This window comes from Mesorhizobium sp. ISC15 (genome assembly GCF_037162615.1).
Classification (GTDB): domain Bacteria; phylum Pseudomonadota; class Alphaproteobacteria; order Rhizobiales; family Rhizobiaceae; genus Mesorhizobium; species Mesorhizobium mediterraneum.
On sequence record NZ_JAVSPX010000003.1, the window covers coordinates 148,972 to 168,745 of the forward strand.

At 60.7% G+C, this 19,774-nt stretch carries 18 protein-coding genes and 5 pseudogenes; 13 read left to right on the forward strand and 10 right to left on the reverse strand.

Annotation, left to right across the window (positions count from 1 at the left end; genetic code table 11):
• Positions 1-603 precede the first annotated feature (603 nt).
• Positions 604-1,095, reverse strand: a complete 492-nt coding sequence (locus RPG13_RS34695) for a hypothetical protein (RefSeq protein WP_337127159.1) — start codon at positions 1,093-1,095, stop codon at positions 604-606.
• 307 nt (positions 1,096-1,402) lie between these two features.
• Here RPG13_RS34695 and RPG13_RS34700 point away from each other — a divergent pair.
• Positions 1,403-1,680, forward strand: a pseudogene (locus RPG13_RS34700) (TauD/TfdA dioxygenase family protein); the annotation flags it as partial.
• A gap of 382 nt (positions 1,681-2,062) precedes the next feature.
• Here the strand turns inward: RPG13_RS34700 and RPG13_RS34705 are convergent.
• From RPG13_RS34705 to RPG13_RS34715, 3 genes are read right to left on the reverse strand one after another with little or no spacing between them, the layout of a single operon-like run.
• Positions 2,063-2,269, reverse strand: a complete 207-nt coding sequence (locus RPG13_RS34705) for a hypothetical protein (protein ID WP_337127160.1) — start codon at positions 2,267-2,269, stop codon at positions 2,063-2,065.
• A 6-nt stretch (positions 2,270-2,275) separates the two neighbouring features.
• Complete coding sequence (locus RPG13_RS34710) at positions 2,276-4,177, reverse strand: relaxase/mobilization nuclease domain-containing protein (protein WP_337127161.1); 1,902 nt, start codon at positions 4,175-4,177, stop codon at positions 2,276-2,278.
• Positions 4,178-4,180: 3 nt separating this feature from the next.
• Complete coding sequence (locus tag RPG13_RS34715) at positions 4,181-4,582, reverse strand: MobC family plasmid mobilization relaxosome protein (RefSeq protein ID WP_337127162.1); 402 nt, start codon at positions 4,580-4,582, stop codon at positions 4,181-4,183.
• A gap of 675 nt (positions 4,583-5,257) precedes the next feature.
• Here RPG13_RS34715 and RPG13_RS34720 point away from each other — a divergent pair.
• From RPG13_RS34720 to RPG13_RS34765, 10 genes and pseudogenes are all read left to right on the forward strand, one after another.
• Positions 5,258-5,970: pseudogene (locus RPG13_RS34720) on the forward strand (ParA family protein).
• Positions 5,971-6,082: 112 nt separating this feature from the next.
• Positions 6,083-6,403 carry a hypothetical protein gene (locus RPG13_RS34725; protein ID WP_337127163.1) on the forward strand — a complete coding sequence of 107 codons (321 nt, stop codon included), beginning with the start codon at positions 6,083-6,085 and terminating at the stop codon, positions 6,401-6,403.
• Between the two features lie 30 nt (positions 6,404-6,433).
• On the forward strand, positions 6,434-6,799 hold the full coding sequence (locus RPG13_RS34730; protein ID WP_337127164.1) for a hypothetical protein: 366 nt from the start codon (positions 6,434-6,436) through the stop codon (positions 6,797-6,799).
• Positions 6,800-7,082: 283 nt separating this feature from the next.
• A complete protein-coding gene (locus RPG13_RS34735; protein WP_337127165.1) occupies positions 7,083-7,580 on the forward strand; it encodes a helix-turn-helix domain-containing protein in 498 nt (165 codons plus the stop codon).
• A gap of 109 nt (positions 7,581-7,689) precedes the next feature.
• A pseudogene (locus tag RPG13_RS34740) lies at positions 7,690-8,032 on the forward strand (nucleotidyl transferase AbiEii/AbiGii toxin family protein); the annotation flags it as partial.
• 257 nt (positions 8,033-8,289) lie between these two features.
• Positions 8,290-9,402: a DNA cytosine methyltransferase gene (locus tag RPG13_RS34745; RefSeq protein WP_337127166.1), complete on the forward strand. Its 1,113-nt coding sequence runs from the start codon at positions 8,290-8,292 to the stop codon at positions 9,400-9,402.
• A 78-nt stretch (positions 9,403-9,480) separates the two neighbouring features.
• A pseudogene (drmB, locus tag RPG13_RS34750) lies at positions 9,481-10,377 on the forward strand (DrmB family protein); the annotation flags it as partial.
• 8 nt (positions 10,378-10,385) lie between these two features.
• Complete coding sequence (gene drmC / locus RPG13_RS34755) at positions 10,386-11,147, forward strand: DISARM system phospholipase D-like protein DrmC (protein ID WP_337127167.1); 762 nt, start codon at positions 10,386-10,388, stop codon at positions 11,145-11,147.
• 1 nt (position 11,148) lies between these two features.
• Positions 11,149-11,625 carry a very short patch repair endonuclease gene (locus RPG13_RS34760; protein WP_337127168.1) on the forward strand — a complete coding sequence of 159 codons (477 nt, stop codon included), beginning with the start codon at positions 11,149-11,151 and terminating at the stop codon, positions 11,623-11,625.
• Positions 11,626-11,713: 88 nt separating this feature from the next.
• A pseudogene (locus RPG13_RS34765) lies at positions 11,714-11,906 on the forward strand (hypothetical protein); the annotation flags it as partial.
• Positions 11,907-11,913: 7 nt separating this feature from the next.
• On the opposite strand, the gene RPG13_RS34770 reads toward RPG13_RS34765, so the two are convergent.
• From RPG13_RS34770 to RPG13_RS34795, 6 genes are all read right to left on the reverse strand, one after another.
• Entirely contained in the window at positions 11,914-12,075 is a 162-nt protein-coding gene (locus RPG13_RS34770; protein ID WP_337127169.1) for a hypothetical protein, read from the reverse strand.
• 94 nt (positions 12,076-12,169) lie between these two features.
• Positions 12,170-12,667, reverse strand: a complete 498-nt coding sequence (locus tag RPG13_RS34775; RefSeq protein ID WP_337127170.1) for a hypothetical protein — start codon at positions 12,665-12,667, stop codon at positions 12,170-12,172.
• A 100-nt stretch (positions 12,668-12,767) separates the two neighbouring features.
• Complete coding sequence (locus RPG13_RS34780; RefSeq protein WP_337127171.1) at positions 12,768-13,823, reverse strand: DNA cytosine methyltransferase; 1,056 nt, start codon at positions 13,821-13,823, stop codon at positions 12,768-12,770.
• On the reverse strand, positions 13,820-14,533 hold the full coding sequence (locus RPG13_RS34785) for an MAE_28990/MAE_18760 family HEPN-like nuclease (protein WP_337127172.1): 714 nt from the start codon (positions 14,531-14,533) through the stop codon (positions 13,820-13,822). The genes RPG13_RS34780 and RPG13_RS34785 overlap by 4 nt, the downstream gene beginning before the upstream one ends.
• The gene (locus tag RPG13_RS34790) at positions 14,530-15,627 is read right to left on the reverse strand and encodes a DUF262 domain-containing protein (protein WP_337127173.1); all 1,098 of its coding nucleotides are present in this window, start codon (positions 15,625-15,627) and stop codon (positions 14,530-14,532) included. The genes RPG13_RS34785 and RPG13_RS34790 overlap by 4 nt, the downstream gene beginning before the upstream one ends.
• A gap of 296 nt (positions 15,628-15,923) precedes the next feature.
• Entirely contained in the window at positions 15,924-17,072 is a 1,149-nt protein-coding gene (locus RPG13_RS34795) for an RHE_PE00001 family protein (RefSeq protein WP_337127174.1), read from the reverse strand.
• Between the two features lie 353 nt (positions 17,073-17,425).
• Between RPG13_RS34795 and RPG13_RS34800 the strand changes: the two genes are divergently transcribed.
• Both RPG13_RS34800 and RPG13_RS34805 read left to right on the forward strand, forming a co-directional pair.
• A complete protein-coding gene (locus RPG13_RS34800; RefSeq protein WP_337127175.1) occupies positions 17,426-18,520 on the forward strand; it encodes a hypothetical protein in 1,095 nt (364 codons plus the stop codon).
• Positions 18,521-18,529: 9 nt separating this feature from the next.
• On the forward strand, positions 18,530-19,699 hold the full coding sequence (locus RPG13_RS34805; protein ID WP_337127176.1) for a site-specific integrase: 1,170 nt from the start codon (positions 18,530-18,532) through the stop codon (positions 19,697-19,699).
• The last annotated feature ends 75 nt before the right edge of the window (positions 19,700-19,774 follow it).

A 19,774-nucleotide genomic window follows, 5' to 3' on the forward strand; every position in this document is an offset into this window, starting at 1 on the left:
TGCGGGTTCGGTGAGCGCAGCGAATAGAGCGCGGTCGCCTAGCGACGTGCCCCCCGACATCTCTCGAAAACTTGCCGAAAAGACGCCTTCTGCTGCTGCCGCGGCTAGCGGTCAAACTTTCCTGCGGGAGGTGTGCGTTGCCGGCGCCAGCGATCTCGGAGAGCTGGAGCGGCGGGGCTTTTTGCATTTCAGCCATCATTCAGCGCAGGTGTTCGGGATCGACATGATGTAGTTCGAGCGGCCCGGCAACCCTATTGGGGGTGACCACTAGCCGACCGCCGAGCCTGACCGGCTGGCAGTGAGGGACGGCCGCCGGCTGGGGCGAATTATAGGCCATCGCAAGGCGAAGGTCTGAGGTCTGGACGCTCGCGTTTTGCTCGACGCCACCCCGAGGATGGCGTTGTGCACCGTAACGAATGTTACGTCCGGTTGCTGCCGAGCCGTCCTGGACGTCCCAATGCAGTACTCGAATAGCTTATACACGCCCCTCATCATTGAAAAATGGCTTGTAGTCTCGACGCGCCGCCGCTCGAAAAGTTCCATGTTCGCCTTTGGCAACAGCTGCCTTGGTCATGCGACCTTCTGCCGTGTCTACGGCGGCGGCTATTGCAACAAATCGCTCGTCGCCAGCCACCGCGCCCGCGCCATGTGCGACGCCCAGGCGCGACGTGCCCGTTCCGGCTGGCGCTCTGGGTCGATGTTCAGGGTGGCTCGTGCCACGATGCGCCAGTCGGCGCCCTTGGCCTCCGCCATCAGCAGGACGGCGTAGATCGGGAGGTGCGCCACGTCGTAAGGCGTGACGTCGGCCAACTCGGGCGCCTCATTATCGATCCAGTCTTCCTCTTCCATTGGAGGCGCGTCGATGTAGCGGCCAATCGAGGCCAGGTGCGCCGCAATCTGGTAACGCAGGTGATCGCGGCTGCCGTAGCGCGCGTCGATTTCGCCGAGCTTCTTGTACAATCCCCTACGCTTGTCGCGCGGAACATCGGTATCACCAAAGCAGTAACAACTCGGACCGACGGCGCAGATGTCGCAGCCGGTTGCGACCACCTCCTGCACGAACGCGGGAATGTCCTTTTCTTGCATGCGCTTCATTTCAAGAGGCCTCTTCTCGCATCACATTCCCTATCACAAACCAGCCAATTTGCAACCCTGCCGTGCAGTCGTACCCTGGCTGGGGCGCGCGAGGCCAATTCGCGCCCTATCTGGCGTCGCGAATTCGAGACCAGTTGGTTCCGGATCCCGACGTGCCTCAGGCGGACATTGCTATCGCCCGCGGCCAGTGGCGCTCTTCGAGCCGAGTTTCTAACGCAAATCTGGGCTGAAGCGCCTCCTCCAGCCCTGTCCGGGTCTTCGAGAAAGTCAGCCGCCACCGAAAGCTCAATTCGCCTGGAGACTACCCATGACCAAGCCTGCTTTCATTGATGCAACCATTCCGGAAGCCGATGTTGCTCCACTCACAGCACGCGTCGGCGCAGAGATTAGCAACGTTCGTCTATCCGGTAATCTACCCCACACTTTTGTGGTGGCAATCAACCAGCTTCTGCTCCGCCACAAGGTCGTGTTCTTCCGCGACCGGGGCACCTTGACGATGCCGAGCAGGAGCGTTTCGCCCAGCGGCTCGGCGACTTGGTGCCGCATCCGACCCAAGGCCCAATCGTCGGCACGGCCTCAATACTCTGATCGCCGCGTCGCAACGGTTGATCAGTTACGCATTTCAACGACTCGCTTACCGAGGCTGAGCGCGCGAACTGGCTGGCCCGGGCGGATTCGGCAGTGCCCGCTGAGGCTTGGGCAGCAAATAAACGTCAAGCGCGGCTCGATCTACAACCTGCTGCGGGGATCCACTAAAACAATTTGCTTTCAGTTCCGATGAGATTCTGGCGTAAAGCCCAGGCTGGGTAGTGATTTCTTCGCGCGCAGCCATGATCCAAAATGACGGGATTCGGCCCCTCTGGCTAAGACGTTTGTTCGCGTCTCTGGCGAGTCCTGAAGCGGACGACAGACGTGTTCTCAGGGATAGCGGCTGAGCGCGGTCAGCTTGCCGGAGGCCCGGAACTGTTCAGAACGGCCAAAAGCCGGCCAAAAAGGCCAGCATTTCGCTGCCCCACCGTTCGGCGTATTGGTACCAACCAGACACCGTTTCATAAGCAACCTGCAGTGCACCCAGGAAGAAAACGAAACAGATGACGACAGCAAATACCTTGCCAAACCCCTCGTCACCCTTCGGGTCGCTGCTCTGGTAAACGTAATCCTGTCGATTAAACATGATCCTCTAATGGTCCCGGTCGTCACGGTCGCGTTCCCTTCTTTCCAACTCCTCGCGCTCCAGTTCCTCAAGGCGAGGAATATGCTGTTGCGCCGGATCGGTCCGCGTCGTTTCACCGCCGCGTTGTGCGGCCTCCTTGTCCCTGTTTAACTTATCCTGCAGCCGATTTGTAGCATCTACGGTCGACGTCAGTTCGTGAGCCTGCTCGGCCGGTTCGTCCGGCCGGCGCTCGGCCTCCTCGGGGCGAGGATCTCGCTGCTGTTCGGTCACGGCATCGACATTTGCAGGGGTTTTGCCCTGCACTTCTGCTTTCTGCAAGGTTACCAGATTGGCGCGGAATTTCGATCTGAAATCTGCGTGGACGACATTTACGCTCGCTTCCGCCTGACCAGCCGAAAGGCTTGCTGTCAAATGATCTCGCTGCTGTTCTGCATAGGCGACAACACGCCGATCACCGCTGGCGAGCGCAATTTTCTCCCAACTCTGCGTTGCCTTTATGGCATACTCCCGGCTTCTTTCGGCCTTCGCCAGACTGCGCCGTCCGCCCCGCTTGGCGTCATAGCGTCCCTGCGCCGCCTCGCTGGTCCCGACGTGCTCGGTCCGCCCTTCACTGCTCACCGGCCTCACCTGATTGCGGGTAAACGCGGGCGGACTGGCGAACTCGCGGCGATCGGTCATCTCCATCGCTATTCCATGCGCCCGAGCCTTCTCCGCCATTGTGGCCCGCCACTCCCGAAACACATGCGGGGTCGTCTCGATCCGATCGCCCGATTCCGATCGCATGGTGATGATCGCGTGCGCATGGACATGTGGCCGCTTGCCCCCCTCGCCTTCTTCCTTCGGATCATTGGCCGGATCATGCATGGCAAACACGTAGCGATGGCCGGCGAACTGCTCGGCAAGGAAGTCGCGTGCAGCGTTTTCAAACGCCTCGACATTCGTGCCGGCCCGGGCCGACATGATCAGGTGCATCACGTCGCGGCCTTTGCGGCTGTGCAAATCACCGCGCCATTCCTTTTGCACCAGATCACCAGCATGTTTATCGTCACCAACGATTTGGCCGCGGTCGTCGCGAACGTTGCCGTCATGACGTTCGACCAGGCTCCGCAATCTGCTGGCGCCATACTCGACACCGTTGCCGTAGCCCTGGAACGAGAACCGCGCAGCCACTCCCTGCGCGGCCGCACTCGCGTCATATCGCGCCTGAATAATGCTGGCGGCCTTGTCGTCGCCAGTTAGCCGCTCCCCCTGCCCGCTTCTGAGCACGACCGCTCCTTGAACCGTCAGCGCGCCGTCGGCCTGGCGCGTGACCGTGTAAGCATAGCGTCGATCGCCGAATGCGCTCGTCAAACTATTCCTGACCAGCTCATGCATCGCCTCGTCTGACGAAACCGCCGCAGTCGCAATCTCAACCGTGAAGCTTCCGATATCGCGGCTCTCTGCGCGGTTCTGGAACAGATGGTTCCAGTCTCCCCGCAACCGTGCTAGATCCTCGCGGCTACTGATGCGCTCGCCGTTCTCGTTCTCGACGGCGAGCTCGCCGCCACGCGACACATAATTCAGCATCGCTCCCACCCTCGCGCCGGCGCCATAGGATGCCATTTTGACAACCGCGGGCTGGCTGCCCTGGGCAACCGCCGCCAGCCGCGCTTCTATTGAACGGGACGCCTCCGCTGCCCGCGTATCGGCCGCGAAGATCGGCCGGGCGGCCGCCCGCTGCATTTTCGGCCGGCTGCCACTGCCGCCACCAGCACCACCTCCGTCGCCAAGCTCGGCCATCGCTTTCAATCGACGCTTCATTTCGTCTTCGGCCGACGAACGGCGTTTTGGCCCAAGCGACAGCTCATGCAGCAGCGCCGCGCGGCGCTGCTCCCATTCGCTCGTGAAGGCGCCGAAGAAGATTTCCACGCCTTACCCCTCCCCTCGCCGCTTATGGCCGGCGCGCTTCGCCAGCGATCGCAACTCCGTCATAACGGCCGCCTGGACGCGCTGCACGTTCCCGAGATTGATATCGACGTCGCTCGGATGAACGCCTTTGCCGCTGTTGAGCGCCCGCGCGACCTGATTGAGGTTCACGCCGATCGCGCGCATATCCTCCAGCAGCAATGCCATCACGAGGCGGTCTTCCTCGGTAAGGAATGGCCGTGCGCCCGCTCCCTCGATGATCAGCGACCGGAAGAATCCGGAAACCGTCATGTCGGCCGCCTTGGCGGCCTTTTCGATCGCCGCATATTCGTCCGCGCTGACGCGGGCATGCACCATTCGACCCTTCCGGTCCGGCTCGAGCCGGACCTCGAATTTCGCGTCGTCCATTGGCCTTGGGCCCCTCTCTCTGGCGCTTGCCGCAGGCATCGAGGGCTTGTTCCTCGATCGTCGAGAAAAATGTCGCACATTTTTCCGTATCCTGCCACCATCAATAGACGTAAAATTTTGACTCAATGAAACCAACTTTTCGACCGACCCCCATTTCGCTCATCCACATCGAAACGTTGGGCAGGGCCTCCGTCCCTGCCCATTCAAACGCTAAAACGCTCTCCAGGGTTCACCTCCAGGACCGCTTTGTCGGCCTTTGTGTGCCCCTCGTACTCGCCCGCAAGGGACGCTCCGCTCTTCGCCCTGGCGGACTACGTGCGAGCGTCACAGACGGCCTTGGCGCGGCTCCGGGGTTCACCACAGAAGGAGCGGGAAGGCCGGGGCCTACTTCATCGGAACCAGGGGAATTCGGCGACCGTCGAGACTTCCAGGATGGCGCAAGCGGCTGCACATGCCGATCCCATTTCACACGACTTGTTCACACGATGTGTTCACATGCCACGACGTTACGATGTGAAAGCAAGATGTGATTGAAGTATCACCCGCTAGGGTAGTGAGGCGTGATCGCATCGTGTAAAAACGCCATGCGAAAACAAGCGTCCACTTCGTTTGGAAATGCTGTGTGACAACGCCCTGCCGCATTGAAGCCTTGGAGACGGCAAAGAGGGATCGAACATGCCTCGAAGGATTTGCGCGATCAGCGGAAAAGGCGGCGCCGGGAAGACGACGGTCATTATCCTCGTTGCCGGCGAGTACGCTATTCAAGGAAAGAAGGTTCTTCTGATCGACGCCGACCCGCGCCAGAATCTCGCCGAATGGTGGAAGCGATGTGAGGCCAAGGACAACTTTCCGGCCGACATCGAGCTGCACAGCGCGGCAACCCAGCGAAGCATTGAACCGTGCTGGCCGAACAAGACGGCGTCTATGACGTAATCCTGATGGACTCACCGGGCGTCGACAGTGTCATCCGCGACACGATCATCCGCAACTCCGACCTCGTGCTCACGCCAATTCAGCCGAACCAGGATGAAATCAAGGCGGCCGGCGAAGCCGCCACCGTGACGGCGGATATTGGCGACAGGGAGGGGCGCACGATTCCCCACGTCAACGTGGTGACGCGCATCGCCCTTCCGGGCCGCGTTCTCGAGGCTTACAGGCTGATCCGTCCGTTCATCGCCAATCTTCGCGACAATGGCTATGAATCGACGCTGATGGAAACCGAGCTCACCGAACGCAATTGCTACCGCGAAATCCGCAACGGCCTCGGCACCTTGCAGATGCTCGAGCTGACCGACCCGGTCATGAAGGGTCGCGCGGAGGTCGCGGCGTTTGTGGCCGAGCTCGATCGCCATATCGCGGCAAACCGGGAAAAGGTGGGAAATGTCTAAACCAGGCAAACTGTCCGTCTCTGACTTTCCGATCGCACCGCGACGGCCGAAGCCGGGCACATCCAAAACCACAATGAAACAAGCCTCTGTGTCGAAAGAGGCAGAGGCGGGAATGACTGCACAGGGACCAACAGCGCCGCCGGTTTCAGAAGCGGATGCGACAAGAGAACGGCCGCGGCGCGGACTGCCGAACCCGAGCAGTGAAGAGCGCAAGAGCAAGTCGATCGAGCGTGCTCTGGCTCAGGAGGAGGGACGCTATCGCCTGCGCGACTTGAAACGAGCGCACACGCGGGAAGCCAAGCACTACGTCAATTGCCCGCTGGACTACGACACGAAGATGCGGCTGCAAAAGGCCGCCTTCGACAACGACATCAAGATGACGGTGATCATAAAGGCTGCCATCGACCAGTTCCTCCGAGACAACGGCTATTGACCCGTGAGCGGTCGAGGCTTCCTGCTCGGGATGACGATCGGTATCATTATTGGCATCTACGCCGCACCGTTGGTCGGTCGCCAAGGCTTCGACTTTGGTGAAAGCTCAAAAGCCGCTTCCTCATTGAACGGGCTTATGGAATCCGCTCTCGATGCATACGTCCGGCCATCTGACGAAACCGCCAAAGGCGAGCTGTTTCGCTTATCCAATTGGGATATCTCAAAGCACGGGACTGGATCGACGGTTGCCGTGAAGCGATGTATTAGTATTGGCAAAGATTCTATCGCGTGCGAACTCCTGGCGCATCTGGGGTGGGTCAATGGGGAACAACTTGTCGAAGCTGTGTTCGAGGGAAAGCCGGGTACTTGGCGAATGGTTGCAGCCAGGGCGCGCTGATTTTCTCTCGGTGGGTAGTGCCCTTCCCCGCGCCAGCTCAAGGGCGTTATGAATGCAGGCTTCCGTTGGAAAGAGCCATGCAAGGCGAGCGCGGCACGGCTCTGACGGTTGCTTTTTGAGAGTAGCGGAAAGCGCCGACTTCACTCCCCGCTTCTGGAAAATCGCTGTGCAAAAGAGTGCCGGGGCGTCCTTGGGTCAACCCCGTTTTCAAATGTTTTGATTGAGATCGTCGCCCTGTCCGCGACTAGAAAAACGCAAGAAGGGAGAGGACGTGCCTAAGGATATGGACGCCTATAAAAACAAAATGGGATTGGTGGAAACGATCGATCCCGAGATCGACAAGCCTGTTTTCCGCCGCCCGGGATTCGAAGACATCAAAACCCTCGGCGAGATCGATGAAAGAATTGCCGCCTTCATCCGCAAGGCGCGCGAGGATAAGGACCTGACGCGCGCCGAGCTCGCGCCCTTGCTTGGCCTTTCGATGCAGGTTTATGGCCGCTATGAGCGCGCATTCTCAAAAATGCACGTCACCCGCATGATCCACCTGTGCGAAATCCTCGGGTTCATGCCGATGGACATGCTGTTCAGCGCTGCCCCGCATCTATGGGGCCGCACGCCAGAGGAAGCGCGCGACACCATGGAACTCGCGCAACAGGTCGTGTCTCTGCCGCACGGCACCAAGCGCGATCTGCTGGCCCTGGTCAAGAAAATGGTCGCCCTGGAGCGGGCCGCAGACGGGGCGGCGGGGGAAATGCAGAAGGGCGAAGAAGGACGTGTTTAGGGGCCTCGCGCTGCGATGAATGGCGCGGGGCGGGAGCCTCACCGCGAGGCATTAGTAGGGCCGCACCTTAAGCGTGTCGCATCCGTACTTTGCGCCTGGGCTATCCCCGCGCGGAGAGCGATTCGCCCGCCATTGGCACGATCTGGCGCGGCTCGATGACGCCGGTTTGGCGGCGGCGGCGAACGCCGACCGCGGCCTCGCCGATGCGGTGGCCGCTATCGGCGATGTTCTTCGCCGAGAAGGACGCTGCCCGCCTCGCCATCGACTATCACGCGGCGGTGAACGGAGGACTGACCCTTGTCCCCGAAGGCACGGCCCGCGACGCCTTGGCCGAAGACTACGCGAGAATGGTCGAAGACGGACTGCTGCTCGATGAAGCCGAGAAATACGACGTCCTCATGGACCGATGCGCCGACATCGCAGAGCGAGCAAATGCCGCGGCCAAGCGATGATCGGTCTGTATGAACGCCTGCGTAGCACCATTCATGGCTTCACCGCCGCAATCCGTCAAAAGAAATATCGGGAGAACCGCACCCCGCGCCCGACCCGGGTTGCAGCATCTACCCCGGCCTGTTCTATGGCTGAAAACATGGGCGACCCGTCATAGTGGTTCTGGCCGTAGAAGAGTATGAAAGACTCCGGACATTGAAAGTTCGGCACACCAAGCGAGGCAAGTCGACAACGACAAAAAACTGAGAAGGGGGGCACCATGCCGCAAGGCGGCCAGCGTAAGCAGCGCTCGAATATCTCCCGCGCCGCAACGTCCACTATCAAGGGCGTGGATTTATTCTGTGGCGCAGGAGGCCTTACAAAAGGGTTGGAGGCCGCAGGGATCGATATCGTGTTTGGAGTCGATGTCGACCCCGACTGCGAATATCCCTATGAAGCCAACAACAATGCACGCTTTGTCTTGAAGCCGGTCGAAGCATTGACCGTTTCCGACTTTTCGAAAGCGTTTAAGGGCCGTGATGTAACATTGCTCGCCGGCTGCGCGCCCTGCCAGCCCTTTTCGACCTATAGTCAGGGCAATACCGGGCCATCCGACGAACGGTGGCATCTTCTCCAGCATTTCGGTCGACTCGTCCAAGAAGCGGAGCCCGATCTAGTCACGATGGAGAACGTCCCGCGGCTTGCGAAGCAGCGGGTGTTCTCTGATTTCGTTGCGTTGCTTGAGGACGAAGGATTCCATGTCTCCTATAGCGTCGTGAACTGGATGGGATATGGAGTTCCGCAACTCCGACAGCGCCTGGTGCTCCTCGCATCGAGGCTGGGTCCGATCAACATGATCGAACGCTCAACCGAGGAAGTCGATTATCTCACCGTTCGAGAAGCCATCGAGAATTTGCCGCCGTTGAAAGCGGGCGAGGTGTGCTCGACGGACCCGCTTCACCAAGCCTGCGAACTGTCGCCACTGAATCTCAAACGCATACGAGCCTCCAAACCGGGTGGGTCGTGGCGCGATTGGGACAAGCGTTTGGTGGCGGATTGCCACAAGAAACCGTCGGGAAAGACCTATCCGAGTGTGTGCGGCAGGATGTCCTGGGACGAGCCGGCTCCAACCATGACGACGCAGTTCTACGGGTTCGGTAACGGGCGTTTCGGTCACCCCGAGCAGGATCGGGCCATTTCCTTGAGAGAGGGGGCGATCATTCAGGGCTTTCCCCGGAGTTACAAATTTGTCCCGATCGGTGCGCCGATCTATCGGAAACCGATCGGGCGCCTGATCGGCAATGCAATGCCCGTCAATCTAGCCAAAGCCATCGGCAAGACCATCGTCCGACACGTTCGTGAGTGCGAACAAGCCAAGAAGCGAGCTGCTTGATGACGCTCGCTAACGCCAAATCCGCTCCTGCGGGTGCCAGTTTCGTATTGGCGACGCCGGAGCCTGGCCAACTCGTCGATCCAATCCATCAAAGCGGGCACTGCCACGACCGGAGTTACCGAAGCCGAGATCAAAGGACCGGAATGGGAGGTCTTGACCGATCCGAATCCCCCGACCGACTGGCCGCACTTCCTGAGCAAGACGGTGAAGCCGCCCAAGGAATTCACCAGGCAAATCGCGGGCGTCCTTCTTCTTGAGCGGCTGCGCGAGGTGAATGCGTTGCTGGGCTTCACGCGTGTCGAAGCGCCCGAAGAGACCGCCAATCCTGCCGAGCGTCCCCCAAGGGCCAGCTTGTGCAAAGCCGCTCCGGAATGGGTGCCCGCGACACAGGTCCACGGCGAAGGTATTTTCATCAGATTCGACGAGGCCGAAATCACGAAGTGGGAAGGGCTAGCCGGAGTACAGGGCAGGAGTGCGAAGCTGCTTGCGGGTCATCGCGGCTGGCGGAATTCCAGGAAACTCGACCCGGACGAAGCCTATCCAGGCATTCGCTATGCAATGCTCCATACGCTATCGCATCTTCTCATCAGGGAGCTTGCCCTCGAATGCGGCTACAACGCCGCGAGCATCCGCGAGCGCATCTATGGCGATACCGAAGGCGACCGGCGCCAAGCGGGGATATTGATCTACACCGCCGCTGCGGACTCGGACGGCACTCTCGGAGGCCTGGTCGAACTCGGCAGGCCGGAGAATCTGGGCCGGCTGCTCAAACAGGCGCTAAACCGCGCGGGCATTTGTTCGTCCGATCCGCTTTGCTCCGAGCACAAACCCGAAGACGACCGGTCGCTGCACGCTGCTGCGTGTCATGCATGCTCGTTCGTGTCGGAAACGTCCTGTGAAATCGGCAATCGTTACATCGACCGCGCTCTGCTGGTTCCGACGCTCGAGGTCGGCGACGCGGCATTTTTCGACTGAGGGGCGCTGTGCAGAAGTTACTCGAAGCAATTATCGAACTGGTCTCGAATAGCCCTCCGAACAAAGCCGAGCAACTCGCGCGATCGGTCGCGAAACTGCCGTCGCCGCAAGGCGCCTCGGCGCTGACCGGATGGGCAGTGACCCCGAGCGCCAAGACTCGACTGGCGACGCTAGTCGCTGCATGGCAGGACACAAGCATTCCGCCTGCCGAAGTCGCTGGAATGCTTATCGGCGCCGACGCGGCCTATCACCATGCGAAGGCCGAGCAGGAAATCGAACTCGTCTGGACCGGTCCGTCGAGCAAACTCATCGCGACGCGAAAGACGGAGCAGGCGCTTCTCCAGGTCATCGACTCCGCTACGTCGAGACTCTTCATCACCAGTTTCGTCGCATATAACGTCTCCTCGATCATGAAGGCCCTGGAAAGGGCGGCCGAACGCGGCGCTCTGATTTCCATGCTGCTCGAAGCCAGCGACAAACATGGCGGCGGGGTTTCGATCGACGCGATCGCCAATATGAAGGCTGCGCTTCCTACGACCCGGATATTCTCATGGGTGGAGAAGGGTGACGCATTCTCCGGCGGGAAAGTTCACGCTAAAGTCGCCGTTGCGGACGAGAATTTTTGCTTCATTTCCAGCGCAAATTTGACTGGCCATGCCATGGAAAGGAATATGGAGGCCGGTGTCCTCATCAGGGGCGGCGCGACCCCGCGCGACCTGCAAAAGCATCTGGAAGCGCTGCAAACCACTCTCGTCATTAAGCGAGTTTGAATTGGATACGGTCGATCGTCAGACCCGGGCAAAGATCATGGCCAGCGTCGGCCAAAAGAACACCGGCGCCGAACTGCTATTGCGCCGCGCTCTCCACAAGATTGGACTGCGATATCGCCTGCACGACCGTGCGCTTCCCGGTAGCCCGGACCTGGTTTTCCGTCGGTTCGGTGCCGTCGCGTTCATCCACGGCTGCTATTGGCACTCGCACGATTGCTATCGCGCGACGGTTCCGAAGGAACGGCATGAATTCTGGGTTGACAAGTTTCAGACGAACCGTGCGCGCGACCAACGAAACGTCGACTTGCTCCTAGGCAAGTCGTGGCGCGTTCTGACAGTGTGGGAATGCGCGCTACTCGGAAAACACGCGAAAGGCGGTGAAGCGGTGGCACTCGAAGTGCGAAATTGGCTGAACGGCGGCGCCAGGGAAGGTCTGATCGAGGGCGAAAAAGCCCGTGAGATGCTTCCGCCCAAGTGACACTGATGTGTGCTCCCGTCTCGCTTATGAACTGCCCAGTGCACTTCGGCGGCCAAGGAGAAAACGATGAGCGGCGTGCTGCCTGATGGAGATTCCGCAGATTGCTTTCAAGCCTGACTGGACGAAGCACGCCAAAGCCGCGCCGTTCAGACGCAACGATCAGATGGTCGCCGTCCTGCCGATCGGCGTGATGGTGTTCCCCGGCACCGGCATTCAGGACAATCTCGCCGATAAGGCGCGTAAGCATTCCGGTCTGGAAGTTCGGCAGTGGCGGCGCGTGAGCGCCGCCTAGCCCAACTCGACGCCCCAGAATTTCAGCACGCCGATGACCTCCTCCTTCGGATAGTGCAGGAACGTCGCGTTTTCGATATCGATCTTGATCTTCCGTTTGCGCTTGGCGATCTCGCGCGCGATCCGCTCGCTGAACGGCGCGGTGCCTGGCGGCAGCACGCCAGGGCGATCAGGACTCGGCCAACTCTTCGGATACCCCTCAGGAATCCATCCAGACGTCACTTTACCGGCCTGCTCGGCGACCGAGGGATGCTCACAAGCCCATCCATAGAGATGGAAAGCGCAGACCCTGAGCATGGCCTTGATTTCGGGGAGCGTGTCGGTGAAGCCTTTTCAGCGGCGTGGGCAACCACACCATGTTGGCGACGCACGAGAAATATCGCGGATCTTGCACGACGCTGCTCTGCTGCGCGAACGACGGATCGTCGTATCCCCAGATATGGCAGACGGTCCAATTCTTGGGCTTGGGCGACGCTACATCGAGGGCGGCCACCAGCGCCTGCAGCGCAGCGACGTTGCCTTCGAACTTCTCTGCGGTGACCCCTGTGGCCTTTCGGGTGTTGGTATAGCGGCGGGTCCATCCCGCATCGTAGAGCGGTTGTCCGCGAGCAGTGTGCGGCGCCCACACCGGCAAGCGCCGGAATGTCTCCGGATTGACCCACCGCGCGGTTCGCTCGATCAGCTCCACGACCGCCGGGATGTCGTCCCGAAGTACCTCATTGCCGTCTGATATGTAGAATCCGTCAGTCACTCTCCGCTACCATCCTCGTGTCATCTGCCCCGACAAGCGGGCATCGATAACCCGGCACGATGATGGTGCGGGAGCGAACTGGGTCGATTTCGGTCGGTCATCACAGCGCTTCAACATGTTCCAGAAGGATTCGACCGATCGCCTCAGCGAGCGTAACAGGAACCGCGTTGCCGATCAGCCGACCCAACTTGGCGAAGCTTACGGATTCGTCCTCAGGTATAAACGAGTATCCTTTCGGAAAACCTTGGAGCATCGCTGCTTCCCGCAGACTGATCGCGCGGTCCTGCTTAGGATGACCAAACCGGCCGTTTCCGTATCCAAAGCATTGCGTTGTGATGGTTGGTGCAGGCCCGCGCCATTCCATGCGCCCGTATACGGAAGGATAAGTCGCGCCGGTCTCCCTCTCGTGACAAGCAGCGCGCAGCGCATCCGGCCAATCTCGCCAAGTTCCGCCGGGTATCGAAGCCCGTATACGTTCTAGATTGACTTTGCTCAGCTTACTAGCACGATGAAGTCGATCGTTTGGGTCCGCTCCGCCTGCTGAAATCTCCGGGAGATCACCGATCGTGTCCCAGACTGTCGACCGTTCCATATCGAACTCCGGAATACGGATTGGTCCGAGCTTCGACGCTATGAGCACCAACCGTTTCCGCGTCTGCGGCAGGCCGATTGTTTGGCATTCGATGATACGGTAGTCGACCGAATAGCCCTCCAGATCGGCGAGTAGTTGCTCGAAGACAGGCTGCCGCTCCAAAGGAGGGACGTTCTCCATGGTCACCAGATCGGGCTCGGTCTCGCGCACAAAAGTCCCGAACCGTTCGACCAGTTTCCAGTCGTCCCGGCCGCCGCGACCTCGCCGAGAAACGCCCTCCCGTTTGGCCCCGCGAGCGTAGGTCGAGAAGGGCTGGCACGGTGCACAGCCGGCGAGAAGGCTCACATCCCCTCCTTGCAGGGCGCTTGCTACGATGCTCGGGTCAAGGCTCGCGACGTCTGCCTTTAGGAAACGTGCTTTTGTGTTCTTCTCAATGGGATGTTCGCACGCTGATTCGATATCGACACCCAAGCGGACGCTGATGCCAGCGGTTTCGAGACCATAAGTAAGCCCGCCGACGCCGCAGAAGAGATCGACGGCAGCGATATCCTTTGTACCACTCATGAAACCAACACCAGATAATGGCTCCGATCGACGTAACTTTGAAATGCGGCCGCGGCCTCATCGACGTAATCCAGCGTCACGTCCGCGATTTCGCGTATCTGTGTGAGCGTGAGATCATTCGCCCCCTCTTCGAATGATCGGCGGCCGTGCGCGAGCGCGTTCCTTCGATCTGCGAGGAATTCGAGTGGACTCTTGTCCCGAAACTCTGGCCTCGGCGCGATTCGACGCCACATTGCTTCGGATAGCCTGAACTCAACGCCCAAGCGCTCGGCGAAGATCGCGATGTGTTTGTCCGTCCAAGTGCCCGACGGCTTCTTCAATTGCTGAGGACCGAGTGCGGCATCGCCTAAAAGGCGAAGCGATATATTGTGCACGGTAGTCAGCCGCGAGTCTTCGCCTCCATCGACTCGCGCAACGGCGTATTCACGAAGCCACTCCCTTAGAGCATTCTCTGACCAACGGCGTGGCGGTACCGTCCCGACGGCACTGCCTACCAATTCGGTCGCGCGAAACATAGTTGCCTCTACGATATTGTAGAGATGCACTATCAGCCCCGACTTCATCGTCAGCAAATGACGTGACGACAGCTTAGTCTCACCAATTGACACGTCAGCGCCCGCAAAAATGCGATCCTCCAATGCCACCGCGACTGCATAGTGGGTATCAAATTCTTCCCGACGTTCATCAATTGACGTACGAATCGCGGTCATGCTTGAGTCAGGATCGATTTAACTAGGTCGATTCGATTTTCCAGCTTCGCCCGTACGTTGGCACCGTCCGAGACCACGATCTTGTCGAACTCCCTCTCCTTCATAAGTCGCTCTACCTCGCCCGGATCAATATTGAGATCGGGATTATCGCGCAGCGCGAGAGCCGACCCGACTGATATTGCCTCGAATCTCACACGTGGTACTGCAGGCCCACCACCGTTCTTCCGAAAGCCTTGACGGAACGTCTCCTGGACAAACGCGAGCATTCGCTCGAACTCACTTCTTTTTTCGCCCACCAGGCCGGGATCTGCCCTCGTGCGGTCGTTAGCGGCCTTCAGATAATCGTAGAGGAACTTCTTCGGACGATCGCGATAGCCTGGAAACCGACCTTCCTCGGTGTCGGAGGTATCAGTGTAGGCGAAAAAGCGGGTGACCAACTCTTCTCTTTCCCGCTGATCGACAGCCCGAGGAGAGATCGGTGTCATCTTCTCGAACGCTGGCGACTCTGCGAGTTCCTTTAGGAGATCGGTGACCGGACCCGGCAGCGAACCGCGGCGGATTTCTGCCTCGTTCGCTGCCGTCCCCGCTCGGTTGATACGGGCGAACATCTCGGCGCGTGTAGATGGATCGGTGTCCGTGTCGAGAACGATAGTGCGTATCGACACGTCCTCGAGTTTGTTGCGCCGATCCACTGGCAGATCGCTGAAGCGGAAGCCGTTCAATTCCGGAACGAGCACCAGTTCTCGCAAACGGAGATCTTCCTTGAGAAACGCTCGCATCGCTCGCATGCGCTGCGAGCCGTCGACGATCTCCATTCGGCCGCCGGGAGTCTGGTAGAAAAACATGAACGGAATGGGTAGGCCGACGAGTAACGACTCCATGAACTGCGATTTCTGCTCGTCGTTCCATGCTAGCTTGCGCTGATACTCTGGTACGAAGTAACGGTCGTTCACGTCGTCGCTGAAGCGGCTCACATAAACTGATACCGGGTACTCAGAAATATTAAACTTTACTTGCCTTGAGACAGCCGCAACAGCCTCTTCAGCACGAGAAATTTGCTCGCTGCTCGGACCAGCCTTTACCTTTTTTGCCATTGCCGCCCTCAACAGCTGACCATGGAACTACCTTCGGTCAGGTGGAATTGTGATTCGCTGTATCCAAAGGTTACTATTCGAAGGGGCGCAAGGCACATAGCCCAACGCAACTTATTTGTGCACCTCCAGTGAACGTCCGATATCGAGAAGAGCCGAGAAGGTCCGCTCCTGGCGCGACCGAGCCGGCCGAAGGATTCGGTTCTGCCGGAGCAGCGTTCAAAATGAGCGCCCATCAAGGCCTGCTTATCACCGCGCGATCGCCGTGCAGGAGCCCATCGGCTGCACGGACAGAATTATTAGAGGATCCCCCACGCCCGGTAACGTCCCCTGCCCGTGATCTCGCGCAGGCCGAGTTCGGCGACGAGATTAAGCGCCCCACGCGTCGTCACCTTCAGGTCCTTTTCAATCATCGCGCTGGAGACGACCGGCCGCGCAAGAACGAGGTCGACGAGTTGCGGCAGCTTCGAATGTCCCCGCCGGCCGCGCAGGCGGCGCCCCATCTGCTCCCGGGCGAGCATCAGACGATCGTGTTCCTTCAGCCCGGCGACGGCCGCTTCAGTGACGCCCTCCAGAAACCCGATCAGCCGCGCCGTCCTGTCGCGGGCGCGCCGCCTTTCGCGCGGAATGGCGCGCAGCCCGGTGTTGAGACAGACGAGGTGGGCGCTCGTTTTTCGGACCTGCCTGAGCATGGCGCCGACGAGCAGGTGTCCGAGCCAGGGCAGATGCTGCAGCGGTTCTTTTGTTTCCCACGCATCCCATAGCAGGGCGGCGCTCAGCACGGGCGGCTGGCCAGTGGTCCGGTTCAACATGGCCCGCCAGTCCGCCAGCCGTTCCTCCTCGTCCCAGTCGGGATCGTAGACGAGCGGATTTTTTTCGTCCGTCGGGACCTGTTGCGGTCGCGAAACCGGCGCGGCGGCGAGTCCGTCGAGCACGTTGCGCGTGCGATCGAGCAGCGCATCGATGGCGGCAAATTCGGCGCCGAGGCCATCGTTCAGATCGTCATTGGCCGACTGGTCCGCCTTTTCATCGCCGGCGCCCTCCGCTGCCGTCGCGTGACGCTCCGGTGGCAAAGCGTTCTGGGCGCTAGCGCCACGCCCGCGCAATTGGCCTAGGCCGTTCGGGCTCAGCGCCCAGTCCGGCCTGTTGGCTACAATCAGCCGCCGTGCCCGCAGCACCGCATGAGCACGGGTGAGCTCGTGGGTCGGCGTGCGGATGTCCATGTGGGTGTCGTGCAGGACCAGATCCTCGACATGGACAAGCTCGCCCTCGAGCCACAGCGCGGCGGCGGCGTCGTAGAAATGCGTGCGCGCGACAAAACCCTCGCGCACCGGACTTCTGGCCAGCCGCTCGTCGAGGCGCGCCAAAGAATCCTCTGCGGTGACGAGTGGTCCCGCGAGGTCGCGCCACGGGATTGCATCGGTACGGTCAAGGTCAAAAAGAGTCATCGGGCGTCGTTCCGGCCTTCGCTCTGGCGCCAATTGAAAGCGTTAGGCAAAAATCGGCGCACCCGCTCGCGGGCCGCCGCCAGCCTCTCTTGATGCAAACTGGTGACGTCGTAAGCCATTGATATCGTTTTAGCTGATTCGACTTGCTGAAGCTATCTTTCGCTTTACTTCACTCACGCCGGGTCTTCCTGACCGCCATTCTCACAATCGATAATGACCTCTTATCGATAGTGATTGATCTCGCCGCCCAAATCAGTCATTTTCGGCCCCAGGATGGCCGCCGGCGACGTCCCGCGCGGCCGCGAACGACATAGGGAAGGCGGCTTTCCGCCGCACGAGAGAGGGCGCCCGGCATGTCCGACCAAAAACCCGTCCGCCTGCCCGACCCCGCTTCCGTCGAAACCGTGCTCGCATCTCTGGAGGCGCCGTCGGCCGACGCCGAACTCGCCCCCGCCCTCAACATGGCCTTTCCAGGCTTTGCCTTCACCGTCGCGACAATCGACGATCCCTATTGGCGCAACCCTCACGCTGTTGTCGCTGCCGACGGCACGCGCCGCGGCGATCATCGCGCCTGGGTCGAACGCGAGCTGGCCGAACTGGGCGGCGATCTGGCCGCGTTCTGGAACCGGCATCGCCAGGACGGGACAAAATTCGCCGAATGGCGCGGCGCTAGCGCCTTCGCCTCTGCGCCGACCGGGCCGGGCGTCGCCGACTTCGTGCAACTCTCGCTCGGCCGCGAGATCGAGGTCCTGGCCGGCCCCGTAGTTGATCCCGACTACCGCCCCAACAGCGTCGACCATCTCTTCGAGCCGACCTGGGTTTCTCGTGATTCCGCTGCTGAGGCGCAGCAGCTCGCAGGACCAGTCTACCGGCTGCGCGGCCGCGCCGGCGGCGGCGTCGTTCACATGCGGAGTTTCTTGGCGCGCCGGGCGCGCATCGGCAAGGAACAGCGCGAGGCAAGCCGTCCCGAACTCGGAGACCGCATCATCCGTGAGGTCGGCCCCGACGGCACGCGCGACACCGCGTTTTTAGACGCCAATCCGGACTGGTTCGATTTTGTGCCGCGCGAGAACCGCTTTTTTGCCGACTGGGAGCGGTCGAGCGCTTGCGCCCACCGCATTTTTGACCATTGGGCCTTCGACATCCACGATCTTGAAGATCGTGGCCGGCGCGAGATCGGTTTTATCCCGCGGCCGCTCAAAATGCCGGCCGGGAAGCTGGCGTTGGAAGGAGGTACTTCGGTGCACCGCCTGATGGAGCGGACCGGGGCGATCGACGCGGAGGTGGGCCTGCCCTTCGCCTGGTTCTTTTTTATGACGCACGGGCACTGGGTCGATCCGGACGTCGGCCAGACCATCGCCGACGGATTGCGTGCCGGCCGCGTGCGCCTGCCAGACCGCGATGCAGCCGTGCTGCTCGCCTGGGCAGACAAAAAATATCTGTTCTGAGCCGCCGTCATGGATCTTCGCCTGCCAAAACCCGTACCAAACCAAAAACTGCGCCGTGCGGAGGCGCTCGATGCGCTGGATTCGGTGCTGCCATTCGACCGGCGCGATTTTCTGGCCGAACTTTTGACCGACGACGACGTCGCCACACTGCGCCATCTCGCCAAAGAAGGCATCGGCGAGAATTCCCTGCGTGCCCTGGCCTCGGATCTCGGTTACCTCGAAGCATGGTCTCTGGCCGCGACCGGTTTTCCGCTGCCCTGGCCGGCGCCGGAGGCGCTGCTGCTAAAGTTCGTCGCCCATCACCTGTGGGATCCCGCAAAGCGTGAGACCGACGTTTCGCACGGCATGCCGGAAGACGTGACCGCGGCGTTGAAGTCGGCCAAACTGTTGCGCGTCGATGGACCGCACGCGCCGAACACCGTGCGCCGGCGTCTGTCCAGCTGGTCGACGCTGACCGGCTGGCGCGGTCTTGCGGGAAATTTTTCGGCGCCCGGCCTGCGCAGCGCCATAAAACTCGCCGTGCGTGCCAGCGCCCGCCCCCGTGCGCAAAAAAGCAAAAAGGCGGTGACCGCCGATGTTTTGACCACCCTGCTCAACACCTGCGCCGGCGACCGTCTCGTCGACGTGCGCGACCGCGCCCTTCTCATCACCGCCTTCGCCTCAGGCGGCCGCCGCCGCAGCGAGATTGCTTCGCTCAGGTTCGAGCAGATCGTCGAAGAACAGCCGGCCCCCACCGATCCCAAGGCTCCCGACGGCGAGAAACTGCCGTGCCTGTCGATCCGGCTTGGCCGCACCAAGACGACCCAGGCCGATGGGAATGCTTTCGTGCTACTGGTTGGCCGACCGGTGTTGGTCTTGAAGGAATGGCTCGAGCGCGCCGGGATCAGCGAGGGCGCCGTGTTTCGCGGCATCGATCGCTGGGGCAATCTCGAAAAACGCGCGCTGACGCCACAGGCCGTCAATCTGATCCTCAAGCGCCGCATCGCCGAGGCTGGGTTTGATCCGATGGCGTTTTCCGCCCACGGCCTGCGCTCCGGCTATCTCACCGAAACCGCCCGCCGCGGCATTCCGCTGCCGGAAGCCATGCAGCAGTCGCAGCACCGTTCCGTACAGCAGGCCTCGAATTACTATAACGACGCCGAACGGACGCTCGGTCGAGCGGCCAGGATTCTTGCCTGACAAGATTGCCAGATGCCTGAGATACTCTTGGTTCTAGGGCATTCACTCGACGTGATCTGCCGACGGCGCCGAGCA